The organism is Amphritea opalescens (assembly GCF_003957515.1).
In the GTDB taxonomy this organism is placed as follows: Bacteria; Pseudomonadota; Gammaproteobacteria; order Pseudomonadales; family Balneatricaceae; genus Amphritea; species Amphritea opalescens.
Map to the genome: position 1 here is coordinate 1 of NZ_RQXW01000008.1, position 19,598 is coordinate 19,598.

Annotated in this window: 16 protein-coding genes; 15 read left to right on the forward strand and 1 reads right to left on the reverse strand. The window is 49.5% G+C overall.

The genetic code is table 11. The annotated features are described in order from the left end of the window. Nucleotides 1-338: 338 nt before the first annotated feature. The 8 genes from tolQ to nadA all read left to right on the forward strand — a co-directional run bounded on the left by tolQ (nucleotide 339) and on the right by nadA (nucleotide 7,131). Nucleotides 339-1,019, forward strand: a complete 681-nt coding sequence (gene tolQ, locus EH243_RS10180; protein ID WP_241235052.1) for a protein TolQ — start codon at nucleotides 339-341, stop codon at nucleotides 1,017-1,019. 19 nt (nucleotides 1,020-1,038) lie between these two features. Continuing rightward, a complete protein-coding gene (gene tolR / locus EH243_RS10185) occupies nucleotides 1,039-1,455 on the forward strand; it encodes a protein TolR (RefSeq protein ID WP_126158559.1) in 417 nt (138 codons plus the stop codon). Nucleotides 1,456-1,462: 7 nt separating this feature from the next. Beyond that, entirely contained in the window at nucleotides 1,463-2,383 is a 921-nt protein-coding gene (tolA, locus tag EH243_RS10190) for a cell envelope integrity protein TolA (protein ID WP_164549094.1), read from the forward strand. Between the two features lie 6 nt (nucleotides 2,384-2,389). After that, nucleotides 2,390-3,673, forward strand: coding sequence for a Tol-Pal system beta propeller repeat protein TolB (tolB, locus tag EH243_RS10195; RefSeq protein WP_126158561.1), 1,284 nt, complete (start codon nucleotides 2,390-2,392; stop codon nucleotides 3,671-3,673). A 197-nt stretch (nucleotides 3,674-3,870) separates the two neighbouring features. Next, entirely contained in the window at nucleotides 3,871-4,386 is a 516-nt protein-coding gene (gene pal / locus EH243_RS10200) for a peptidoglycan-associated lipoprotein Pal (protein WP_126158562.1), read from the forward strand. 21 nt (nucleotides 4,387-4,407) lie between these two features. After that, nucleotides 4,408-5,175, forward strand: coding sequence for a tol-pal system protein YbgF (gene ybgF, locus EH243_RS10205; protein ID WP_126158563.1), 768 nt, complete (start codon nucleotides 4,408-4,410; stop codon nucleotides 5,173-5,175). A 26-nt stretch (nucleotides 5,176-5,201) separates the two neighbouring features. Continuing rightward, on the forward strand, nucleotides 5,202-5,891 hold the full coding sequence (queC, locus tag EH243_RS10210) for a 7-cyano-7-deazaguanine synthase QueC (RefSeq protein WP_206441590.1): 690 nt from the start codon (nucleotides 5,202-5,204) through the stop codon (nucleotides 5,889-5,891). A gap of 190 nt (nucleotides 5,892-6,081) precedes the next feature. Next, on the forward strand, nucleotides 6,082-7,131 hold the full coding sequence (nadA, locus tag EH243_RS10215) for a quinolinate synthase NadA (protein ID WP_126158565.1): 1,050 nt from the start codon (nucleotides 6,082-6,084) through the stop codon (nucleotides 7,129-7,131). A 66-nt stretch (nucleotides 7,132-7,197) separates the two neighbouring features. Here the strand turns inward: nadA and EH243_RS10220 are convergent, their stop codons facing one another. Further along, complete coding sequence (locus tag EH243_RS10220) at nucleotides 7,198-7,629, reverse strand: MaoC family dehydratase (protein WP_126158566.1); 432 nt, start codon at nucleotides 7,627-7,629, stop codon at nucleotides 7,198-7,200. A 375-nt stretch (nucleotides 7,630-8,004) separates the two neighbouring features. Between EH243_RS10220 and EH243_RS10225 the strand changes: the two genes are divergently transcribed. The 7 genes from EH243_RS10225 to recD all read left to right on the forward strand — a co-directional run bounded on the left by EH243_RS10225 (nucleotide 8,005) and on the right by recD (nucleotide 19,568). Further along, complete coding sequence (locus tag EH243_RS10225) at nucleotides 8,005-8,403, forward strand: hypothetical protein (RefSeq protein WP_126158567.1); 399 nt, start codon at nucleotides 8,005-8,007, stop codon at nucleotides 8,401-8,403. 169 nt (nucleotides 8,404-8,572) lie between these two features. Continuing rightward, nucleotides 8,573-9,178, forward strand: coding sequence for a hypothetical protein (locus tag EH243_RS10230; RefSeq protein WP_126158568.1), 606 nt, complete (start codon nucleotides 8,573-8,575; stop codon nucleotides 9,176-9,178). A 39-nt stretch (nucleotides 9,179-9,217) separates the two neighbouring features. Next, on the forward strand, nucleotides 9,218-10,399 hold the full coding sequence (locus tag EH243_RS10235; protein WP_126158569.1) for an MFS transporter: 1,182 nt from the start codon (nucleotides 9,218-9,220) through the stop codon (nucleotides 10,397-10,399). A gap of 98 nt (nucleotides 10,400-10,497) precedes the next feature. Continuing rightward, nucleotides 10,498-10,788, forward strand: coding sequence for a hypothetical protein (locus EH243_RS10240; RefSeq protein WP_126158570.1), 291 nt, complete (start codon nucleotides 10,498-10,500; stop codon nucleotides 10,786-10,788). An 82-nt stretch (nucleotides 10,789-10,870) separates the two neighbouring features. Continuing rightward, the gene (recC, locus tag EH243_RS10245) at nucleotides 10,871-14,164 is read left to right on the forward strand and encodes an exodeoxyribonuclease V subunit gamma (RefSeq protein WP_126158571.1); all 3,294 of its coding nucleotides are present in this window, start codon (nucleotides 10,871-10,873) and stop codon (nucleotides 14,162-14,164) included. Beyond that, on the forward strand, nucleotides 14,161-17,694 hold the full coding sequence (gene recB / locus EH243_RS10250) for an exodeoxyribonuclease V subunit beta (RefSeq protein WP_126158572.1): 3,534 nt from the start codon (nucleotides 14,161-14,163) through the stop codon (nucleotides 17,692-17,694). The genes recC and recB overlap by 4 nt, the downstream gene beginning before the upstream one ends. Next, on the forward strand, nucleotides 17,694-19,568 hold the full coding sequence (gene recD, locus EH243_RS10255) for an exodeoxyribonuclease V subunit alpha (protein WP_126158573.1): 1,875 nt from the start codon (nucleotides 17,694-17,696) through the stop codon (nucleotides 19,566-19,568). Before recB ends, recD begins: the two co-directional genes overlap by 1 nt. Nucleotides 19,569-19,598 lie beyond the last annotated feature (30 nt).

Genomic DNA, 19,598 nt, shown 5'->3' on the forward strand with positions numbered 1-19,598 from the left:
TTCGGTCAACTGTTGATATGTCATAGTGATACACTTTGTCTTTGGCGAGAAGAAGCGTACCACGGTCAGCAGTTGACCACCTCTCCACCTTTAGCAAAAAGTGTCGCACTTATTATATGAATCCCCGCGTGGGTTAATAAAGCCCTTGATAGGGTGAACTTTCAGGCCATTAGGTTCTCCAATCGCTGAACGCCAGTTTTAGGGGGATATAAAGCGCCTCTGAAAGTTGTTTAATCGGCGTAAATATTATTTTTTGTCAGAAAAAATGCAGATTTTGAGCGCTGATCTCGCTACTATCAGAGCCTGTTTTTCAGATTTCATCAGAAGGGGTTAGAAACGTGCCGGATAAAATGTCGATCTGGAGCCTAGTGGCAAATGCCAGTTTTGTTGTTCAATTGGTTATGTTGCTGTTATTGGTGGCTTCAGTGCTGTCTTGGGTTATGATTTTTCAACGTCACTTTGTGTTGCGCCAGGCGCAGCGTAAGTTACGCGCCTTCGAAGATCGTTTTTGGTCCGGTGTCGACCTTAGTCAGCTGTTCCGGGAAGTCAATGCTGATCCTGATGCCGATAATGGCGCTGAAAATATTTTTCGCGCAGGGTTGAAAGAGTTTAGTCGCCTGAGTCAGCAATCCGGTGCCGATAGTGATGCCATTATGGAGGGCGCTCAGCGGAGTATGCGTGTTGCTCTAGCGCGTGAAGAAGAGAAGCTGGAAATGCATCTGCCGTTTCTAGCCACCGTAGGTTCAACGAGCCCTTATGTGGGCCTGTTTGGTACGGTATGGGGGATCATGAACTCGTTTCGAGGCTTAGCGAATGTGCATCAGGCAACGCTAGCTTCAGTAGCGCCGGGCATCTCGGAGGCGTTGATTGCCACCGCGATTGGTTTGTTTGCTGCAATTCCCGCGGTTATTGCTTATAACCGGTTCTCGGCTAAAACCGAAACCCTAATGAATAGTTATGAGACCTTTGCGGATGAATTTTCAAGTGTTCTGCACCGCCGTGTGCACGCTTCAAACTGATCTGTAACGGGCGGCTACTATGATTCGCAGAGTAAAAAAGAAACGTAAGCTGAATGCCGAGATCAATGTTGTGCCATACATCGATGTGATGATGGTGCTATTAGTGATCTTCATGATTACGGCGCCGATGCTGACTCAGGGCGTTGATGTACAATTACCTAAGGCGGGGTCCGATCCGGTTGATACTCAGGATAATGAGCCGCTGATTGTGACAGTCGATAAAGAGGGGCGCTACTATATCGATGTGGGCGGCGACCCCCTGAAAGCGATCAGTGGTGAGGTTGTCGAGGAGCGGGTGGCTAAAGTCTTAAGTAGCAATCCGAAGAAACTATTGTTGGTTCGTGGTGATAAAGGTGTCGATTATGACCATGTTATTCAATTGATGACCCTTTTACAGCAGGCAGGTGCTGAAAGTGTCGGACTGGTAACAGAGTAATTTGATTGTGAATTTACGAAGCTACCTATTTCCCACACTCTTGGCGCTGGTGCTCCATGCAGTCATTCTCAGTGCGCTATTCTATAGCTGGTTGGGCTATGCTGAAGATAAGAAACACCTGACCCCGCGGCATGTAAAAGCGCAGATCGTTGATCTGAAGTCACAACTGCAGGCTCAGCAACGGGATAAACAGGCAGAGGCGAAAAAGAAAGAAAGTGCCCGCCAGCAGGTTGAAGATCGCAAGCAGGAAGCCCGTGAAAAAGCAGCTCGAAAAAAAGAGCAGGCACGGCAGAAGCAAAAAGAAGAGCAGGCTCTAAAAAAAGCACAAGCTGAAAAGAAAGCAGCGGCTAAAAAACGGGATGAGGCAAAGAAGAAAGCCGAGGCCCTGAAAAAAGAAACCGCGCGTAAGAAAGCCGAAGCGCTGAAACAGCAAAAAGCTGAGCAGGCGGTTAAAGAGAAGCAGCAGGAAGAGGCTCGCCGTCAAGCGCAAGCACAAAAAGAAGCAGAGCGTAAAAAGGCCGAGCAGCAACGTATCGTGCGTGAGCGGAAAGCACAGCAGCAGCGAGAGGCTGATTTGGCCGCCGCACTTGCCGCTGAAGAGCAGGAGATGCAAGCGTTGCAGGATCAGCAGGCAACCGCCGGTTACTTAGAGTACATCGCTGCTGAGATTGAAAGTAACTGGCGTCGGCCACCGAGTGCCCGTAACGGTATGACCGTGGTGTTATCGTTGCACCTACTGCCGACCGGCGAAGTAGATAATGTTTATGTTGTTAATGGTAGCGGTGATAGCCATTTTGATGAAAGTGCTATCCGTGCGGTTAAGCGGGTTGGCCGATTCAGTGAATTGCAAAAAATGGACCCGATACTGTTTGATAGAAATTTTAGGAAGTTAACCCTTGAATATAACCCGTCAGATCTTCGCAGGTGATCAGTGATGCAGCGTAGTTTTATATGTCTCTTTCTTTGTTTTTTCAGTTTGTTCGCGCGGGCTGAGTTGACGGTTGAAATTACTCAGGGCGTCGATGAACCAACACCGATAGCCGTAGTTCCGTTTGCCTGGAGCGGCAATCAAGCCTTGCCGGATGATATTGCTAAGGTGGTGGGGGATGATCTCTACCGTAGTGGTATGTTTAAGGTGATGCCTAGGGATAATATGCTGAGCTTCCCTTCTGACCGTAGCTCTTTGTATTTTAGAGACTGGCGGATCAGCGGCAGTGAGTTTATTGTCATCGGCCGCATCAGCGAATCTGAAGGGCAGTTAAACGTCGGCTTTGAGCTATACGATATCCTTAAAGAGGAGCGTATTCTCGGTGAAGATATCAAGGCTAATCGTGATAACTTACGCGCGGTGGGTCACTATATTAGTGACAAAGTCTTTGAAGCGTTGACGGGGGTGCGAGGGGCATTCTCTACCCGTATCGTTTACGTTACCGCTAAGCAGTTAGCGCCTTCTAATCATCGCTATCGACTGATGTTAGCCGATTCTGACGGTCATAATCCGCGAACTATTTTGGAATCTAAAGAACCTATTTTGTCACCAGCTTGGTCTCAGGATGCATCAAAACTGGCCTATGTGTCATTTGAATCGGGACGTCCTGCGGTTTACATCCAGTATCTAGCAACCGGAAAGCGTGAAAAGGTGCAGTCTTTCCGTGGCTTGAACGGTGCGCCGGCCTGGTCGCCGGATGGTAAGAAGCTGGCATTAGTGCTTTCTAAGGATGGTAACCCTGAAGTCTATGTGCTCGATCTGCAGCAGCGACGGTTAACGCGCATCACCCATCATTTTGGCATCGATACCGAGCCATCATGGTCTCCTGATGGCCAATCACTGATCTTTACCTCGGATCGAGGCGGACAGCCGCAGATCTATTCTATCTATCTGCCAACCCGAGATGTCACACGATTGACCTTTGAGGGGCAATATAATGCTCGTGGGCGTTTGACCCAAGATGGCCGCTTTTTGGCGATGGTGCATCAGAACAATGGCTCGTTCCATATTGCTGTTCAAGACCTGCGTACCGGTCGGGTTGATCTGCTAACGGAAACCTTTATGGATGAGTCGCCGACGATTGCGCCCAACGGTAGTATTATTTTATATGCGACCCAAGAGGGCATTCGCGGAGTATTGGCTGCGGTGTCATTGGATGGACGGGTTAAATTCCGACTGCCTTCCTCTGATGGGGATGTGCGAGAGCCGGCTTGGTCGCCTTTCCGGTAACGCGGAAGTGTGTTGATTTTGCACCAAGTGACGGCGTTGAGTGACAAGGTGACGCCATCAACCCACAAAGTTAAATCAATTAGTTAGAAAAGTTGATCGATTGTTTAACGGCTATTGCATTCGGGCGTAGCAACCTTTACTTTAAGCAGGAATAAGGTATGTTTCGCATACGATTGGCTAATTATTAGGAGTGTTTCATGCGTACTATGAATATTGGTAAAGCTACTGCTTTGGCGTTGACGGTTGTTTGGGCGGCAGGTTGTAGTACTACAAACACAACAGATACTGACACAATGGGCGGCGGTGCAACAACAACAGCACCTACTACCACTACTCAGCCTGTGACAGACTCTTCTATGTCTGGAACCTCTATGGCTGATGTTAAAAATCTAGCCACTATCTTTTACTTTGACTTCGATCAGACTCAAGTAAAAGCTGAAGCGGTTGCAGCGCTACGTGCTCATGCTAAATACCTAGCGGCTAACCCATCTGCGACAGTTGTTCTCGAAGGTCATGCTGATGAGCGTGGTACTCGTGAATACAACATGGCTCTGGGCGAGCGTCGTGCACAAGCGATCGCACGTGTATTGACTGTTAATGGTGTATCTAACAGCCAGATCGAACTGGTTAGCTTTGGTGAAGAGAAGCCTGTTGTGATGGGTCATAACCCAAGTTCTTGGGCTCAGAACCGTCGTGTTGAACTGAAATATTAATCGCGTAAGGTTTTAGACTCTATGCGAAAAGCATATAGCTTTGCTGCGGCACTGGTGCTATTTAGCACTGGTGCCCTAGCAGCCGATCCCGTCAAGGTGATCGAATTACAGATTGATGAAAGTTCTGCGAATGGCTCAACGGCTAACAGTGGTTATCAGTTCGGTAGCAGTAACGATACTGCGATGTTATTACAGCAATTGCAGGAAGAGGTGCGTTCACTGCGCGGTATGGTTGAGCAACAGCAATACCAGCTTCGTCAGATGGAACAGCAGCAACGTGATCGCTACCGAGATCTAGATCGTCGTATTGCGGCAGGGCAGAGCAGTACGCCATCCACTTCGTCGTCTTTACCTGAGACAGGCGAGCCGGCTTCGACTTCATCCTCAACTACCCAGCCGCTTCCAGCGCCGGATAGTACGCCGACGGATGCTCAGGCCTATCAGCAAGCGTTCGGACTCGTGCGCCAGAAAGATTTTCCGGCTGCGCTTGATGCCTTTGATAAATTCATTGAGCTTTATCCCAATAGCGCTAGATTGCCTAACGCCTATTACTGGGTAGGTGAAGTCAATTTGGCAGAGCAAAAGCTAGCACCGGCTAAGGCCGCTTTTGAACAGGTATTGCAGACGTTTCCGCAGCACCGCAAAGCAGCAGATGCATCTTATAAGCTAGGCGTTATCTATCATCAGATGGGTGAACAGGCTAAAGCGAAAGAGATGTTTAATAATACTATCTCACGTTATCCTGAGAGTTCCGCTGCTAATTTAGCGCGTGATTATCTAAAACGATAACGGCTAAAAATCCTTAAGGTTTGACAATGAGTACTTCCTCCAACAATGCCGTTGTATTGTTATCGGGTGGCCTTGATTCCGCTACCGCGTTGGCGATGGCTGTTGAGCATGGCTATAACTGTTATGTGCTGAGCTTTGATTATGGCCAGCGTTCACAAACAGAGTTGACGGCGGCTAAGCAAATTGCGGCTAATCTTGATGTAAAAGAACATCGTGTCGTGCGGCTGAATCTTGAAGATTTTGGCGGCTCAGCCCTAACCGATAATGACATTGATGTGCCAGACCACGAAGAAGAAGGCATTCCGGTCACCTATGTGCCCGCACGTAATACCGTGTTTATGTCTTTGGCTCTGGCTTGGGCTGAAGTGCTTCACGCTCAGCATATCTTTATCGGCGTCAATGCGGTGGACTATTCCGGTTATCCTGATTGTCGTCCCGAGTATATTGCGGCGTTTGAGCATATGGCTAATCTGGCGACTAAAACCGGCGTTGAGGGTGAGCGTTTAACGATTGAGACACCGCTGATCGACCTAACTAAGGCGCAAATCATCCAAGAAGGAACCCGTTTAGGCGTTGATTACGGGTTAACCGTCTCCTGCTATCAGGCGGATGATGATGGCCGTGCCTGTGGTGTATGTGACAGCTGCCGATTAAGGGCGAAAGGGTTTGAGGATGCGGGCGTGGTTGATCCAACCCGTTATGTGCAGGGGGCTTAGGCTTCTTGTGCAATAATCTTTAGATGAGTGGCAGATGCAAACCGCGATAAAAAGGAGCTGTAAGGCTCCTTTTTTGTTATCTATGTTCCCACTTTATACAGAATTAACCTGTTTTGATTAACCATGGTGGTATAATATCTACCGTCTAAAATCAGTTACCGTTACATTATCCGATTAAGAAAATTTGTCGATGTTGAATAAACAAGAGCTTTCAGATCGTATCCTTGTTCAGGAATATTTTGCTAAAGAGCATCTTCCTGATGCCATGGATCTGCAGCAGCAAGAAGAATACAAAACCCGTATTAAGCAGCTTCTCAAAGAGAAGGATGCTTGCCTTGTGGCGCATTATTATACTGATGAGGTGTTACAACAGCTGGCTGATGAAACCGGTGGCTGTGTCTCTGATTCACTGGAAATGGCCCGCTTTGGCAATAGCCATCCAGCCACGACATTGGTTGTTGCTGGCGTTAAGTTTATGGGTGAAACGGCGAAGATATTGAATCCTGAAAAACGGGTTTTGATGCCGACGCTAGAAGCCACCTGTTCACTAGACCTTGGCTGTCCAGCGGATGAATTTACCGCTTTTTGTGATGCCCATCCTGACCATGAAGTGGTTGTCTATGCAAATACCTCCGCTGCCGTTAAGGCGCGTGCGGATTGGGTGGTCACCTCGGGTATTGCGTTAAAGGTGGTTGAGCATCTGGCGGATCAGGGTAAAAAAATTATCTGGGCGCCAGATAAACACCTAGGTCACTACGTGCAAAAGCAAACCGGCATCGAGATGTTGATGTGGGATGCTGCCTGTATCGTGCATGAGGAGTTTAAGGCGCAGCGGTTGCTTGATCTTAAAAAGGTTTATCCCGATGCGGCGGTCTTAGTACACCCTGAATCACCCGATGCGGTGGTTGAGTTGGCCGATGTTGTCGGCTCAACGACACAAATTATCAATGCTGCGCGGGAGTTACCGAATAAGCAGTTTATTGTAGCGACCGATCGCGCTATTTTTTATAAGATGCGTCAAGCGGCACCGGACAAAGAATTTATTGAAGCGCCTACGGGTGGTTCAGGTGCGACCTGTCGTAGTTGTGCGCACTGTCCTTGGATGGCGATGAATGGACTTGAGAATGTATTGCATGCATTGGAGCATGGTTCAGACGAAATCATCGTGGATGAGGCATTGATTGATGATGCCCGTCGGCCATTACAGCGGATGTTAGATTTTTCAGCACAAAACGGCTGATTATCGCTATTTGAAATCAAAAAAAAGCCTGCGTTTGCAGGCTTTTTTGTATCAGAGGTTTAGCGCTTAGGCTTCGCGGCGATCAACCATAAAGGTACCGTAACCGGTGGCCACTAACTTATCGCCAACATGAACATCGGTACGCATTTTAACCCGACGACGTTTCTCATCAATCTCTTCGATCGTGCCGGTTGCCTTAGCAGTGTCGCCCATATATACCGGCGCTTTAAATTTGATGGTTTGGTCGATATAGATAGCGCCCGGTCCAGGCAAGCGGGTACCCGCAACGGTGGATATTAGCGCCGCAGAGAACATGCCGTGTACGATGCGGTTTTTGAAAGGCGTCGTTGCCGCATATTCACTGTTAACATGGATCGGGTTATTGTCACCGGAGATGCCAGCAAACATATAAACGTCGGATTCGGCGATCGTTTTAGCATAGGAAGCACTCATGCCGACTTCCAAGTCTTCTAGGTAGTATCCGTGCAGTTCATCCATTAGTCATTCCTCTTTATTTCAATTGGCATTTTGGGCGACGTCTATCGGCTGTTAGGGCTAAAGCCTATGCCCTGTATGGGTCGTTATGATCGCTGTTATGCTTATAAACCTAACGCAGTACGTTAGGCCTTTCAATGGGATAACTCATTATAACGCTAAGTTACGCCGCTTTTTGTTGCAGTGCGAAAATATTATTACATTATTGGCTGTCGGTATGCTCCCTTGTCAGCCTGTGCCATCATCAGCGTCATCAAAAGGGAGGGTATAGCGTTCACTTGATGGATAATCGGCATATCATCTGTTCTTTAGTATTGCAGTTTTACTCGGGCTATGGAGAATGAAGCACCCTAAGAGTGCGTATGGATAAAGTGAGTTATGGTAACCAAAGTATTGCTGACACTACTGGTGCTTCTGATTGCCTATGTTTATCTGAAGAGGCGTGCTTTATTGAGTCAAAGAGTTCAGTGGCCTAGCGCATTAGACCAATCGACGACCAATTCGAGAAGCGATAGACAGCAGCGTGATCCTATTAAGATGATCGCGGTACTATTCCTATTGGTGTCGTTTCTGCTAACCCTGGGCTTCTTTGTTTACCACTGGGTAGATGGTCGCCAATTACTCAACGTTACCCTCATCTCTTCACAGAGTAGTGAGCCGCTTCACTATCAGGTATACAAAGCTGAGCTGCAGGAGCGTAGTTTTACCACTACCCGTGGGCAGGTTATCCGCTTAGGTGCTCAGGATCGTTTACATATCGAACCGTTAAAAGAGTGAGTGGGCTTGGTTGATGCTTTTATCGTTGAGCTTTTAGAGTGTCGTCTTTGTAAGCTAAGCCTCAGTCTATCTCGTTAGTAGGACCATTTTTTTCTGAGTTAATCACCCGTTAGTGCTGATCTTCATTTACACTGTCTTCAGCAGCTGATGAGTATTACAGGGATTTTGTATGTTTCAATGTACCAGTCTTCATAGCCACAAAATATTGCCACTGAGCATCAATAGTGATGGTGATCACCGGTTGCTGGCGAGTTCGGGTTATCAGCTCCCTCTATGTTGGTTAATGCTGTTTCAAGAAAGCGATCTTCAGGTGCAAAAGGTCTATAGCAATGAAGGTGAACAAACCTGTGAATATACAACGCTGATCTGCTCGAAAGCGGAGGCCTTGCCACGCTATCAACTGGCTGCGGAACGCTTTAAGCGTCTATTAGGTCAACGTTGCGATACCTATTTTGATTATTGGCATCAGTATCTTGAATATAATGCTGATGAATACCTCTTTCTCGATGCGACGGCGCTTTGGATGACGGGGGATGAGCAAGCCTATCTCGATAACTTAAATCTTAGCCTCAGTGGTATTCGTTGGGTGATGTCGGATGAGTGCCCGTTGCAACCTAGCCGGTTGGCTTCACTGCCGTTTATCGGGCGTTTTGTAGATCCGTTGGCGCCGATCTTGAAACATGAGGGTCTTCGTCATTTGCTCATTCAAAGTAATGTGCTGGATGCTGACGGCGGAATTTATATCGATAAGAGTGTGCTTCAGGGTAATATCTGAGGTGACGTTACTTGTGGGCCTAGTCAGGACTGAGAGATTATGAATATAACGGTTATTTTATTGTCTCTCTGTCAGGCATTACTCACCACCGGTAATGTATTGCTGATATCGGTGAATGCTCTGATTGGTCAGCAGCTTTCCCCATCTCCCGAGTTAATTACCCTACCTATCGCGATGCAGTTTGTCGGACTCATGTGTGCCACCATTCCTGCATCTTTGGTGATGGCCAAAATAGGGCGCAAGAACGGCTTCTATTTGGGTAATAGTATTGGGATCGCGGGTGCTCTGTGTTGTATTTTTGCCCTGCAGCAAGGACAGTTTCTGTTGTTTTGTGGCGGTACGTTTTTGCTCGGTATTGGGATCGGTTTTGGTACCCTGTACCGTTTTGCGGCGGTCGAAGCCTGCGCCGATGAACATAAAAGTCGAGCGATCTCGTTTGTGATGGCCGGTGGCGTGATTGCGGCTGTATTGGGGCCTAACTTGGCGATCAGTAGCCGCAGTTGGCTCGATGATAGCGTCTTCACCGGCGCGTTCATCGGCTTACTATTGCTCTATGTCACCGCGCTTATCTTGCTCTCTTTTGTACGCATGACCGATGTTGTGGTGAGTCCGCAGCATCGCCGTACGAGTCGCCCGATCGTCGAGATTATGTTGCAACCGGTCTTCATCGTGGCGGTTACCATTGGTATGGTTAGCTATGCGGTGATGAATCTGATTATGACGGTGACGCCTGTTGCGATGGCCCGTTGTGGCTTCGATTTTAGTACGGCCGCTTGGGTGATCGAATGGCATGTGTTGGGTATGTTTTTACCCTCGTTTATTACCCCACGTTTGATTAGCCGCTTTGGTTTGTTATCGGTGATGCTGCTGGGGGCGCTGTTGATGCTATTTTGTATTCTGCTAAATCTTCATGGTGTCAGCCAATGGCATTTCTGGGCTGCTTTGTTCTTATTAGGGATTGGTTGGAATTTCATGTTTATCAGTGCCACACAGCTGGTGACGTCGAGCTATCAAACCGCAGAGAAATCAAAAAGCCAAGCCGCTAATGAGTTCTTGGTTTTCGGGACCGTGACGATTTCGGCCTTTAGTTCCGGCTGGCTTGAGTCGACTTTGGGCTGGCAGATGCTGAATACCCTTATGATACCGGTATTGGTATGGGCGGTATTGGTGATTGTTGTGTTTCGCAAGGCTGTCGTTAGGCATCTCGCTGAAGCCAAGTAGGCTGTTGTTTTTAGTTTGTTTAGCTATCTCACTCAATGTTCTGCGCAGTGCTCAGATTGGGGGATAGGGGCTTGTGAAAACCCGCTAAGTATAGTGCAATGCTGCACATTAATGGACGTTGGAATGAATCGATGAAAAGTTATCTGTTTACAACTGAAACGGATCGTGGCGGTGTGATGCTGTGCGATATTAATGACTTTGATACCGCCGTGGCGTACCTCTGTAAACGGTTCGATGGGGTAGTGAAGATTGAGTCGGCAGAACAGGTTTGGCAGTTGTCAGAGACGCCATCGATAGCGGATAACTCCATGGCCGCTGAGGCCAATCAAATTGAATCTACATCGGCGCCGGTCGATGAACATGCTGAGTCACCGGATCTATTCGGTTGATCCGCTAGAACGGTCGATCGACTGTTTGTTAGATGCGTTTTTCTATAGTCCGTACAATCAAAGGATGACAAGGGGCGGCTGAATGTTTCAGATTTATCATTCCAATAAACTTGATCTACAAAAGGATTTGTTAGTACGTCTCATCAGCCGAGAACCTCTTGCTAACCCTTTCCAAGCTGAAACAATCTTGGTACAAAGCCCTGGGATGGCCCAGTGGCTTAAGCTAGAGCTGGCCGATAAGTTAGAGATCGCCGCCAATATTGATTTTCCTTTGCCAGCAAGCTTTCTTTGGAGCAGTTTCTCCGTTGTATTAAAGGATGTTCCAGAGCGTTCCGCTTTTAATAAGGAAGCATTGACCTGGGCATTGATGGAACTGCTGCCGCAACAGTTAGACCAGCCTGAATTTGCACCTTTACAGCGATATCTTGAGCAGGATCAGGGGCAGTACAAACTGTATCAACTGTGTGGCAAGGTTGCGGATATCTTTGACCAATATTTGGTTTATCGCCCGGATTGGATCGCCAGTTGGGAAGCCGGTGATGATCTTGTCGATATCAGTCGTTCCCAGCCTTGGCAGCCGATTCTCTGGCGGATCTTGCAACAGCATATTTTGAGTTTGGGGCTATCGCCTTGGCATCGGGGCAATATGTTCAACGGCTTTGTTGAGGCGTTGAAACAGGGGCATTACGACCATGGACAATTACCGGCTCGGTTGTTCGTTTTTGGTATTTCGGCACTGCCACAAAATTTTGTTGAGGCGTTACAGGCGCTAGGTCAACGTATCGATGTTCACCTGATGGTGTGTAACCCCTGTCAGTATTACTGGGGTGATATTGTCGATCCAAAATATCTTGCGCGGCTCAATCAGCGCTGGTTATCCAAGCCGGGAATGAGTGCCGATAATCTGGCCGACAATTACTATAGTCATGGTAATCCACTGCTATCTTCAATGGGTAAACTCGGACGGGATTATCTGTTTCAGATACAGGACTTGGGGGCGCCGGAGATTGAGCTGTTTGAATCCTGTGGTCGGGATACGCTATTACAATCGATACAGCAGGACATTCTTGAATTAGACGACCCGTCGTCAGATGCGGTGTTGGATAGCGATCAAAAACGTCTGTTATCGTCTGATGATGGCTCGGTGCAATTACACAGCGCCCATAGCCCATTACGCGAAGTCGAAGTGCTCTATGATCAGCTGTTGGCGATGCTCGATGAGCAACCGGATCTATCGCCCCGAGATATTATTATCATGATGCCGGATGTCGCGGCTTACGCGCCCTATATCGAAGCGGTTTTTGGTAATGCTCCCTATGAACGCTATATCCCATTTTCGATTTCGGATCGTACCTTACAGCAGGAAAGTCCGTTACTGTTGAGTTTTCTGCGTTTGTTGGGGCTGCCTGAAAGTCGTGTAGCGGTGTCTGAGGTATTAGAGATCCTCGAAGTGCCGGCGGTACTGCGTCAGTTTAATCTCGATAATGACCGCTTTGAGCGTCTTTGTCGTTGGATTGACGCCTGTCAGGTACGTTGGGGCATCGACGCTGAACAACGTCATCATCAGGGTGTGCCGGCCTTCGATCAGAATAGCTGGCGCTTTGGCTTGCGCCGGATGCTGGCGGGTTTTGCCATGGGGCAGAGCGAGTCTCTGTGGCACGGTATCGATCCCTATGCAGAGATCGAAGGGCTCGAAGCGGAAGATCTGGGGCAGCTCGCTGAGTTTGTTGAACTGCTGGAATTCTGCTGTGAGCGGTTAGCCGATGATAAACCGATCGCTGACTGGTTTGAGGTGATTAATGATATTTTGCAACGCGCCTATCAGCCCGATGAAGATGACGAGATCCTACTGAGTCAGATCCGTCAGGTGTTAGAGCGCCTACAGCAGCAGCTCAGTGACAGTTGTTATCAGGCACCGCTTAGCTGGGCGATTATCCGTGATTATTTGACCTGTGAGCTGGGTGAAAGCCGAACCGGGCAACGTTTTATGATCGGTGCGGTTAACTTCTGTACCCTGATGCCGATGCGTTCCATTCCCTTTAAGGTTGTCTGCTTGTTGGGGATGAATGATGGTGTTTATCCTCGTTCGATTCCACCGATGGGGTTCGATCTGATGGCAGAGTCCCCCCAGCGGGGAGACCGATCACGCCGCGATGATGACCGCTACCTGTTTCTCGAGGCCTTATTGTCCGCACGGCAGATACTCTATATGAGCTACATAGGCCGTAGTGTTCAGGATAATAGCCCTAAAGTGCCCTCGGTATTGGTGAGTGAACTGCTGGAATATTGTCAGCAAAACTATCGCTTTGATGATGAGGATATCGTGCAACGGTTACTCACCGAGCACCCTTTACAGCCCTTTAGCGCCCGCTACTTCTCCACCACGTCGCCTCTGTTTAGTTACGCCGAGGAGTGGTTGCCGCTCTTACGTAATGAAGGCAAATCAGAACAGAGCTTTATTACCCAGCCATTAACGCCCGAAGTGCTAGAGGAGCTGGAGCTATCTGAACTGCTGGGGTTTGCCCGTAATCCGATTAAACACTTTTTTCAGCGTCGTCTTAAAGTCTATTTTAATAACAGTATGCTTGAGCTACAGGATGAAGAACCGTTTCAGCTCGATGGGCTCACCGGCTATCAACTCAAACAGCAATTATTAGCGGCGGCGATTAACGATCAACAACCACAGTGTTTTGAACGGATGGTGGCGTCTGGATTACTGCCGGTCGGTATTGCTGCCCAGTTACAAACACGTAAGTTACGCGATGACTGTCAGGTGATGGCCGATAAAATTCGGCGTCATCTTGATCAGCCTAGACGTATCGAGTGCCAGTTAGGTCTAGCGGGTATCCGTTTGAGTGGTTGGTTGATCGGTGTGCATGAGGCCGGCTTAGTACGTTATCGGGCGGCCAATTCGAAGGGACGGGATCTGGTACAGCTGTGGCTTGAGCATCTGGTGTTATGTGCCAGCGGGTATGCGCTTAAATCATATTTCTTTGGTTTGAATGGGCGACACTGGTTTGAGCCGCTGTCGCCGTCTAGGGCCAGTGAATATTTAGAGGGGTGGTTAAATACCTATCGGCAAGGGATGTGTGAGCCGTTACCTCTGCCTGCCGATACCGCTTGGGTGTTGGCGGCGACAACATTGGAAAAAGGTGAAGAGAAGGGCGAGGCTGACGCTATGAAGTGTTTTAACGTCGATGCTTATAGTCAGATAGGCGAGTCGGGAGACCTATATATCAGTCGGGTATATCCTGATTATGCGGCGTTGGGTCCACGGTTTGCCGAGTTAGCCGAAGCGCTGTATTGGCCCTTGGCTGAAGCATTACAACAGGATGATGGCGCGAGCGTGAATGAGCCTGAAGGAGAGGGCGCATGAGTCAAGTGAACATACTCGATCCTCTGCATTTTCCGCTGTTCGGTCGACGGCTGATTGAAGCCAGTGCCGGTACCGGTAAGACATACACGATCACCGCGTTGTATTTACGACTGCTGTTGGGCCCTGAGGGTCTATCGTCGGCACTGCGGGTCGATCAGATTCTAGTGGTTACCTTTACCGAAGCGGCGACAGAGGAACTGCGTGACCGTATTCGCAGCCGGATTCAGGACGCGTTTATGGTGTTTCGCGGGGCTGAAACCTCAGATCCTTTCTTACTGGCCTTGCGGGATCAGCAGGAGGATCTGCAGCGTTCAGCGCGGATGCTTGAATATGCCGCCCGGCAGATGGATGAAGCGGCTATTTTTACTATCCATAGTTTTTGTCAGCGGATGTTACGCCAGCATGCCTTTGAAAGTGGTAGCTTGTTTGAAACACAGCTGATAACCGATACCGCTGCGTTACAGCGTCAGGCTCTGCTCGATTGCTGGCGTGAGCTTATCTACCCCGCCGAGAGTGAGCTGAGTGAAGCGATTCAGGAGGTCTGGCCCAATCCGGATAAATTACAGGCAGATCTGAATCCGCTGTTAGGTAAGCCCGATCTCAAGCTTATCCCATCGCTGGATACCAGCAACTTACAGCAGCAGTGGCAGGCGAGTCAGCAATGGCTTGAATCGTTTCGGCAGCAGTGGCTCGATCACTTAGAGCAGCCTGATGTGGATCTAGCCGAACTGATTCAAACCTCTGGGGTGAATAAAAACAGTTATCGCAAAACCTCTGTGCCTAAATGGTTGGCCGCCATCTATGACTATGCGCGGGGTGTGAGCCGCTCGGTACCTGAGGATGAGATTGAAAAACTTTATCAGTCGCGCCTGACCGAAAAAACGCCGGCCGGTAAAAAGGTCCCCGAACATCCGTTGTTTCGCCTCTGTGATCTTTATGAGGAACATCGTTTGCCGCTGCGCGAGCTGTTATTGACGACTATCAGACAGCAGATAGAGCAGCGTTTCGCTAAACTGAAGCAGGATTACCGGCTGCTGTCATTTGATGATCTATTGAGCCAGTTGGACGCTGCCTTACAGCAAGATGCTAGTGGCATACTGGCAGATGCGATTGGTAAGCAGTACCCGATCGCCATGATCGATGAGTTTCAGGATACCGACCTGCTGCAATACCGTATTTTTAGTACCCTCTACCCCGATAATCCGCAGCGGGGTTTGTTTATGATTGGTGATCCTAAGCAGGCGATCTACGGTTTTCGCGGGGCGGATATTTTCACCTATATCAAAGCGCGTCGCGAGGTGGCTGATCACTACACCTTGGAGACCAATTGGCGTTCATCCCGGCCGATGATACTGGGGGTCAATCAGTTGTTTCAACACAGCCCGTCGCCCTTTATTTATAACGATGATATTCCTTTTCTGCCGGTGAAAGAGGCTGGGAAGGCAGATAAGACACCCTTTACGCTTTATGGTCGTACGCCAACGGCGTTGCAGTTTTGGTATTCGAGTGAAGAGTTTATTAGCAAGCTGGATTATCTTGAGCAAATGGCCGACGCCTGTGCGTGCGATATCGATGCCAAATTACAGGCGGCCGCTGAAGGTAAAGCACTGATTGGTGATCAGCGGTTGCAGGCTAACGATATGGCTATCCTGGTGCGCAACCGTCAAGAGGCGGCGGCGGTCATGGCATCGTTGGCAGACAGGGGAATTCACAGTGTCTACCTCAGTGGTCGAGACAGCGTGTTCAATAGCCGGGAAGCCTTTGATCTAAAACTGCTGCTGCAAGCGATCGCTGAACCTCAGGATGAGCGTCGTTTAAGGGCGGCGTTGGCGAGTTCGCTATTGGATTATCCGGCTAGCTGGTTGGATCAACTGAGCCATAATGAGCAGCTATGGGAGCAGTTAGTCGCTGAGTTTAGCGATTACCGTGAAAAATGGTTGCAGCTGGGGGTGCTACCGATGCTGCGTCGTTTGATGCGGCAACGTCAGCTAGCCGAAACATTACAGCAGCAACCCCAGGGTGAGCGCCGCTTGACCGATCTTCTGCACCTCGGGGAGATTCTGCAGCGGGCCAGCATGGAGCAGGAAGGTATTGCCGCGCTGTTACGTTGGTACAGTGATCAACTGCAGAACCCTAATGGTGAGAGTGATGAACAGCGTTTACGGCTGGAGAGCGATGCCGATCTAGTGACGGTGATCACGGTACATAAGAGTAAGGGGTTGGAGTATCCACTGGTCTTTTTACCCTTCGCCTGCACCTTTAGAAAAGCTAGCGTACCGCTATTTCACGATGAGACTGGGCTCTGTTTTCATCTGGATTCCAAGGATCAAGATAGTCTCGAACAGGCGGAAAAGGAACGCTTAGCCGAGGACCTGCGGTTGCTCTATGTGGCGCTGACGCGCTCGGTCTATGGTTGTTATATCGGCCTTGCCGCTATTGCCGATGGCCGGTCTAAGAAAAGTGGTTTGCACCGTACTGCGCTCGGTTATCTGTTATTGAAAGGCGCGGAGGACGATAAAGATCTTGCCGAGCGATTAGAAACACTTTGTGAAGATAAGTTGATTGAGTGCGTTGAACCCCCTCATGGTGATCCCCAGCGAGGCTTGTTTGATCTGCCCGACGCATTACCGCCAAGCTGTGAGGCGCGTCGTTTTACGCGTCGACTACGGCGAGATTGGCGTATTTCGAGCTACTCCGCGCTGGTTAGCCATCATAGTAGTGCGCCACCGTTGCCGGGTTTAGATCTCGAGGTAATTGACGAACGCAACGATCTCGATGAACTGCAGGCCGATGTGGTCGATGATATCTTCAGTTTTCCCAAAGGCGCTCAGGCCGGTACCTTTTTACATGAGTTGTTTGAAGCGATCGATTTCACCGATCATGAGCGGGGCTTAGAGGCGATTTTAGAGCAAAAATGTCAGGTGTCAGGTTATGAGACCCGCTGGATACCGGTGCTGCGACAGTTATTGAACGATGTGTTGCACAGCCCACTGGGTGCCAGCGAAACTGAAGTTAGTTCACCCCGTTTAGTCGATATCGGTACCCAGCAGCGATTAGTCGAGATGGAGTTTATGCTGCCCTCCGCGGGCCTGAATGCGACCCGTTTGAATCAGATTATTAGGCAGTATGATCCGTTATCTCAACAGGCTGGTGAGCTGCAGTTCGATACCCTGAAGGGGATGCTGAAAGGGTTTATCGATCTTGTATTTGAATATCAGGGGCGCTATTACGTTCTCGATTATAAATCGAATCACCTAGGTCATCAGCCTGAACTCTATAGCGGTGCGGCGCTTGAGAATGCAATGATCGAACACCGTTACGATTTACAATATCAGTTATATACCTTGGCTCTACACCGACTGTTGAAGTTGCGCTTGCCGGATTATGACTATGAACGTCATGTCGGTGGGGTGTTTTATCTATTCCTGCGGGGTATGAGGCCAGAATTACCGAATAGTGGTGTGTATCATTGTCGTCCTGAAGCGGCGTTCATCGAGCAGTTAGATCGACTATTCAAGGAGGGGCAGTAATGGAGTTGTTGCAGGCATTACGACAGTTGCAATTGATTCGGCCACTAGACCTTCAGTTTGCGCGCTTTATCCATGCCGAAGCCCTCAAGGATGACCTCCCCGCGGAGGATGGCGAATTGCTATCGTTGATAGCGGCGTTGGTCAGTCTACAGTTGGGCAAGGGGGAGGTTTGTCTTCCTCTCAATCACTATCACACACTCATTGAACACTGGCCGATGCGGTTGAAAGAGCACGCGGCAGCATTACTCGCTGGCCTATCCGAAGATCGGCTATTAGCTTTTTCGGTGATCTCCGATGGGCAGGATGAAACGCCCTTGGTGTGTAGTCGTGGGCGTTTGTATCTTTATCGCTATTGGTTTTATGAAACCGAAGTGGCGGCCACCATTCAGCGGCTAACTACGCCCATTGATGTGGCGACATCAACTATAAAAGCGGGCTTGCAGCGGCTGTTTGAGACTCGGTCGGGTGAAACCGATTGGCAGCAGGTGGCGGTTGCCGTGGCCTTGAGTCGTCGGTTTTCGGTCATTAGCGGCGGCCCTGGAACGGGTAAAACGACCACGGTGGCGCGATTGCTAAGCCTCTATGCCGAACTCTTTAGTGAACAGCATCAGCGTGCCCCCCTGATTCGATTAGCCGCCCCCACTGGTAAAGCCGCGGCGAGACTCAGTGAATCCCTCGGTAAGGCACAGCAGCAGTTAGATATGACGGCGGCTGTGCAGGCGATGATTCCTGATCAAGCCGTCACCTTACACCGCTTACTCGGACCGCGTCCGGAGAGTAAAAACTTTCGCCATAATCGTGATAATCCATTACACCTCGACCTGCTGGTGGTCGATGAGGCATCCATGATTGATCTACCGATGATCTATCGTCTGTTGGATGCACTGCCATCCCATGCACAGTTAGTCATGATTGGTGATCGGGATCAGCTAGCCTCAGTCGAGGCGGGCAGTGTGCTTGGGGATATCTGCGCTTGGCAGCAGCAGGAGGCGACCGGCGAGCTCTGCTACAGCCCTGAACAATTGGATTATCTTCAGCAGGTTTGCGATCTACCTGCGCCGCCCTCTGAACCGGGGAACAACCCGGTTGCCGACGCGCTAGCACTGCTGCGTAAAAGTTTTCGCTTTGATGAGAACAGCGGTATTGGCCATTTAGCGAGAGCGGTGAATGGTGGTGATGGGCAGCGGGCGGTGCAGTTATTGACGGAAGGCTGGAGCGATATCAGTTTTGTTCCCCTCTCCGAGCAGGGTTATCAGCAGATGGTCGTCGATGTTGCGGCGGGTTATGGCCACTATCTTCAGTTGATGCACAGCGGGAGTGATGCGAAACAGCTGTTAGCGGCTTTTAATCAGATACAGCTGCTCGCAGTGGTACGCCAAGGGGTCTATGGGGTCGAAGGTCTGAACTTGGCGATCGAGGCGCAACTCCAAAAGCTGGGGCTGATTCGCGTATCTGGCGCATGGTACAGCGGCCGACCTGTGATGATCACGCGCAACGATTATCAGTTGGGGCTTTATAACGGCGATATTGGTATTGCGGTTGCCGATGCGGATGGCAAGCTGAGGGTGTGGTTTGAACTGCCTGACGGCGAGTTAAAAGGTGTGCTGCCCGGACGATTACCGGCACACGAAACTGTATACGCGATGACGGTTCATAAAAGTCAGGGATCTGAGTTTGATAAAGTGGTGATGATCTTACCCGCGGAAGATAGTCCGCTGTTGACGCGGGAATTGATCTATACCGGTATTACCCGAGCTAAACATCGTTTTGTGCTGCATGCGACGGCGCAGTCGTTAAAAACAGGAAGCCACCGCCGGACGGAAAGGGCCAGCGGATTAAGCTGGCGACTATGGCGACCAAACGGGGCTTCTTAGTGGGGCTGTTCAGCGAGACTTTTTAGCGAA

Bases quoted from the DNA above. Each gene is read 5' to 3' on its own strand.
- tolR (WP_126158559.1), top strand. From the start codon at position 1,039: ATGATTCGCAGAGTAAAAAAGAAACGTAAGCTGAATGCCGAGATCAAT.
- tolB (WP_126158561.1), top strand. From the start codon at position 2,390: ATGCAGCGTAGTTTTATATGTCTCTTTCTTTGTTTTTTCAGTTTGTTC.
- pal (WP_126158562.1), top strand. From the start codon at position 3,871: ATGCGTACTATGAATATTGGTAAAGCTACTGCTTTGGCGTTGACGGTT.
- ybgF (WP_126158563.1), top strand. From the start codon at position 4,408: ATGCGAAAAGCATATAGCTTTGCTGCGGCACTGGTGCTATTTAGCACT.
- queC (WP_206441590.1), top strand. From the start codon at position 5,202: ATGAGTACTTCCTCCAACAATGCCGTTGTATTGTTATCGGGTGGCCTT.
- nadA (WP_126158565.1), top strand. From the start codon at position 6,082: ATGTTGAATAAACAAGAGCTTTCAGATCGTATCCTTGTTCAGGAATAT.
- EH243_RS10220 (WP_126158566.1), bottom strand. From the start codon at position 7,629: ATGGATGAACTGCACGGATACTACCTAGAAGACTTGGAAGTCGGCATG.
- EH243_RS10225 (WP_126158567.1), top strand. From the start codon at position 8,005: ATGGTAACCAAAGTATTGCTGACACTACTGGTGCTTCTGATTGCCTAT.
- EH243_RS10230 (WP_126158568.1), top strand. From the start codon at position 8,573: ATGTTTCAATGTACCAGTCTTCATAGCCACAAAATATTGCCACTGAGC.
- EH243_RS10235 (WP_126158569.1), top strand. From the start codon at position 9,218: ATGAATATAACGGTTATTTTATTGTCTCTCTGTCAGGCATTACTCACC.
- EH243_RS10240 (WP_126158570.1), top strand. From the start codon at position 10,498: ATGCTGCACATTAATGGACGTTGGAATGAATCGATGAAAAGTTATCTG.
- recC (WP_126158571.1), top strand. From the start codon at position 10,871: ATGTTTCAGATTTATCATTCCAATAAACTTGATCTACAAAAGGATTTG.
- recB (WP_126158572.1), top strand. From the start codon at position 14,161: ATGAGTCAAGTGAACATACTCGATCCTCTGCATTTTCCGCTGTTCGGT.
- recD (WP_126158573.1), top strand. From the start codon at position 17,694: ATGGAGTTGTTGCAGGCATTACGACAGTTGCAATTGATTCGGCCACTA.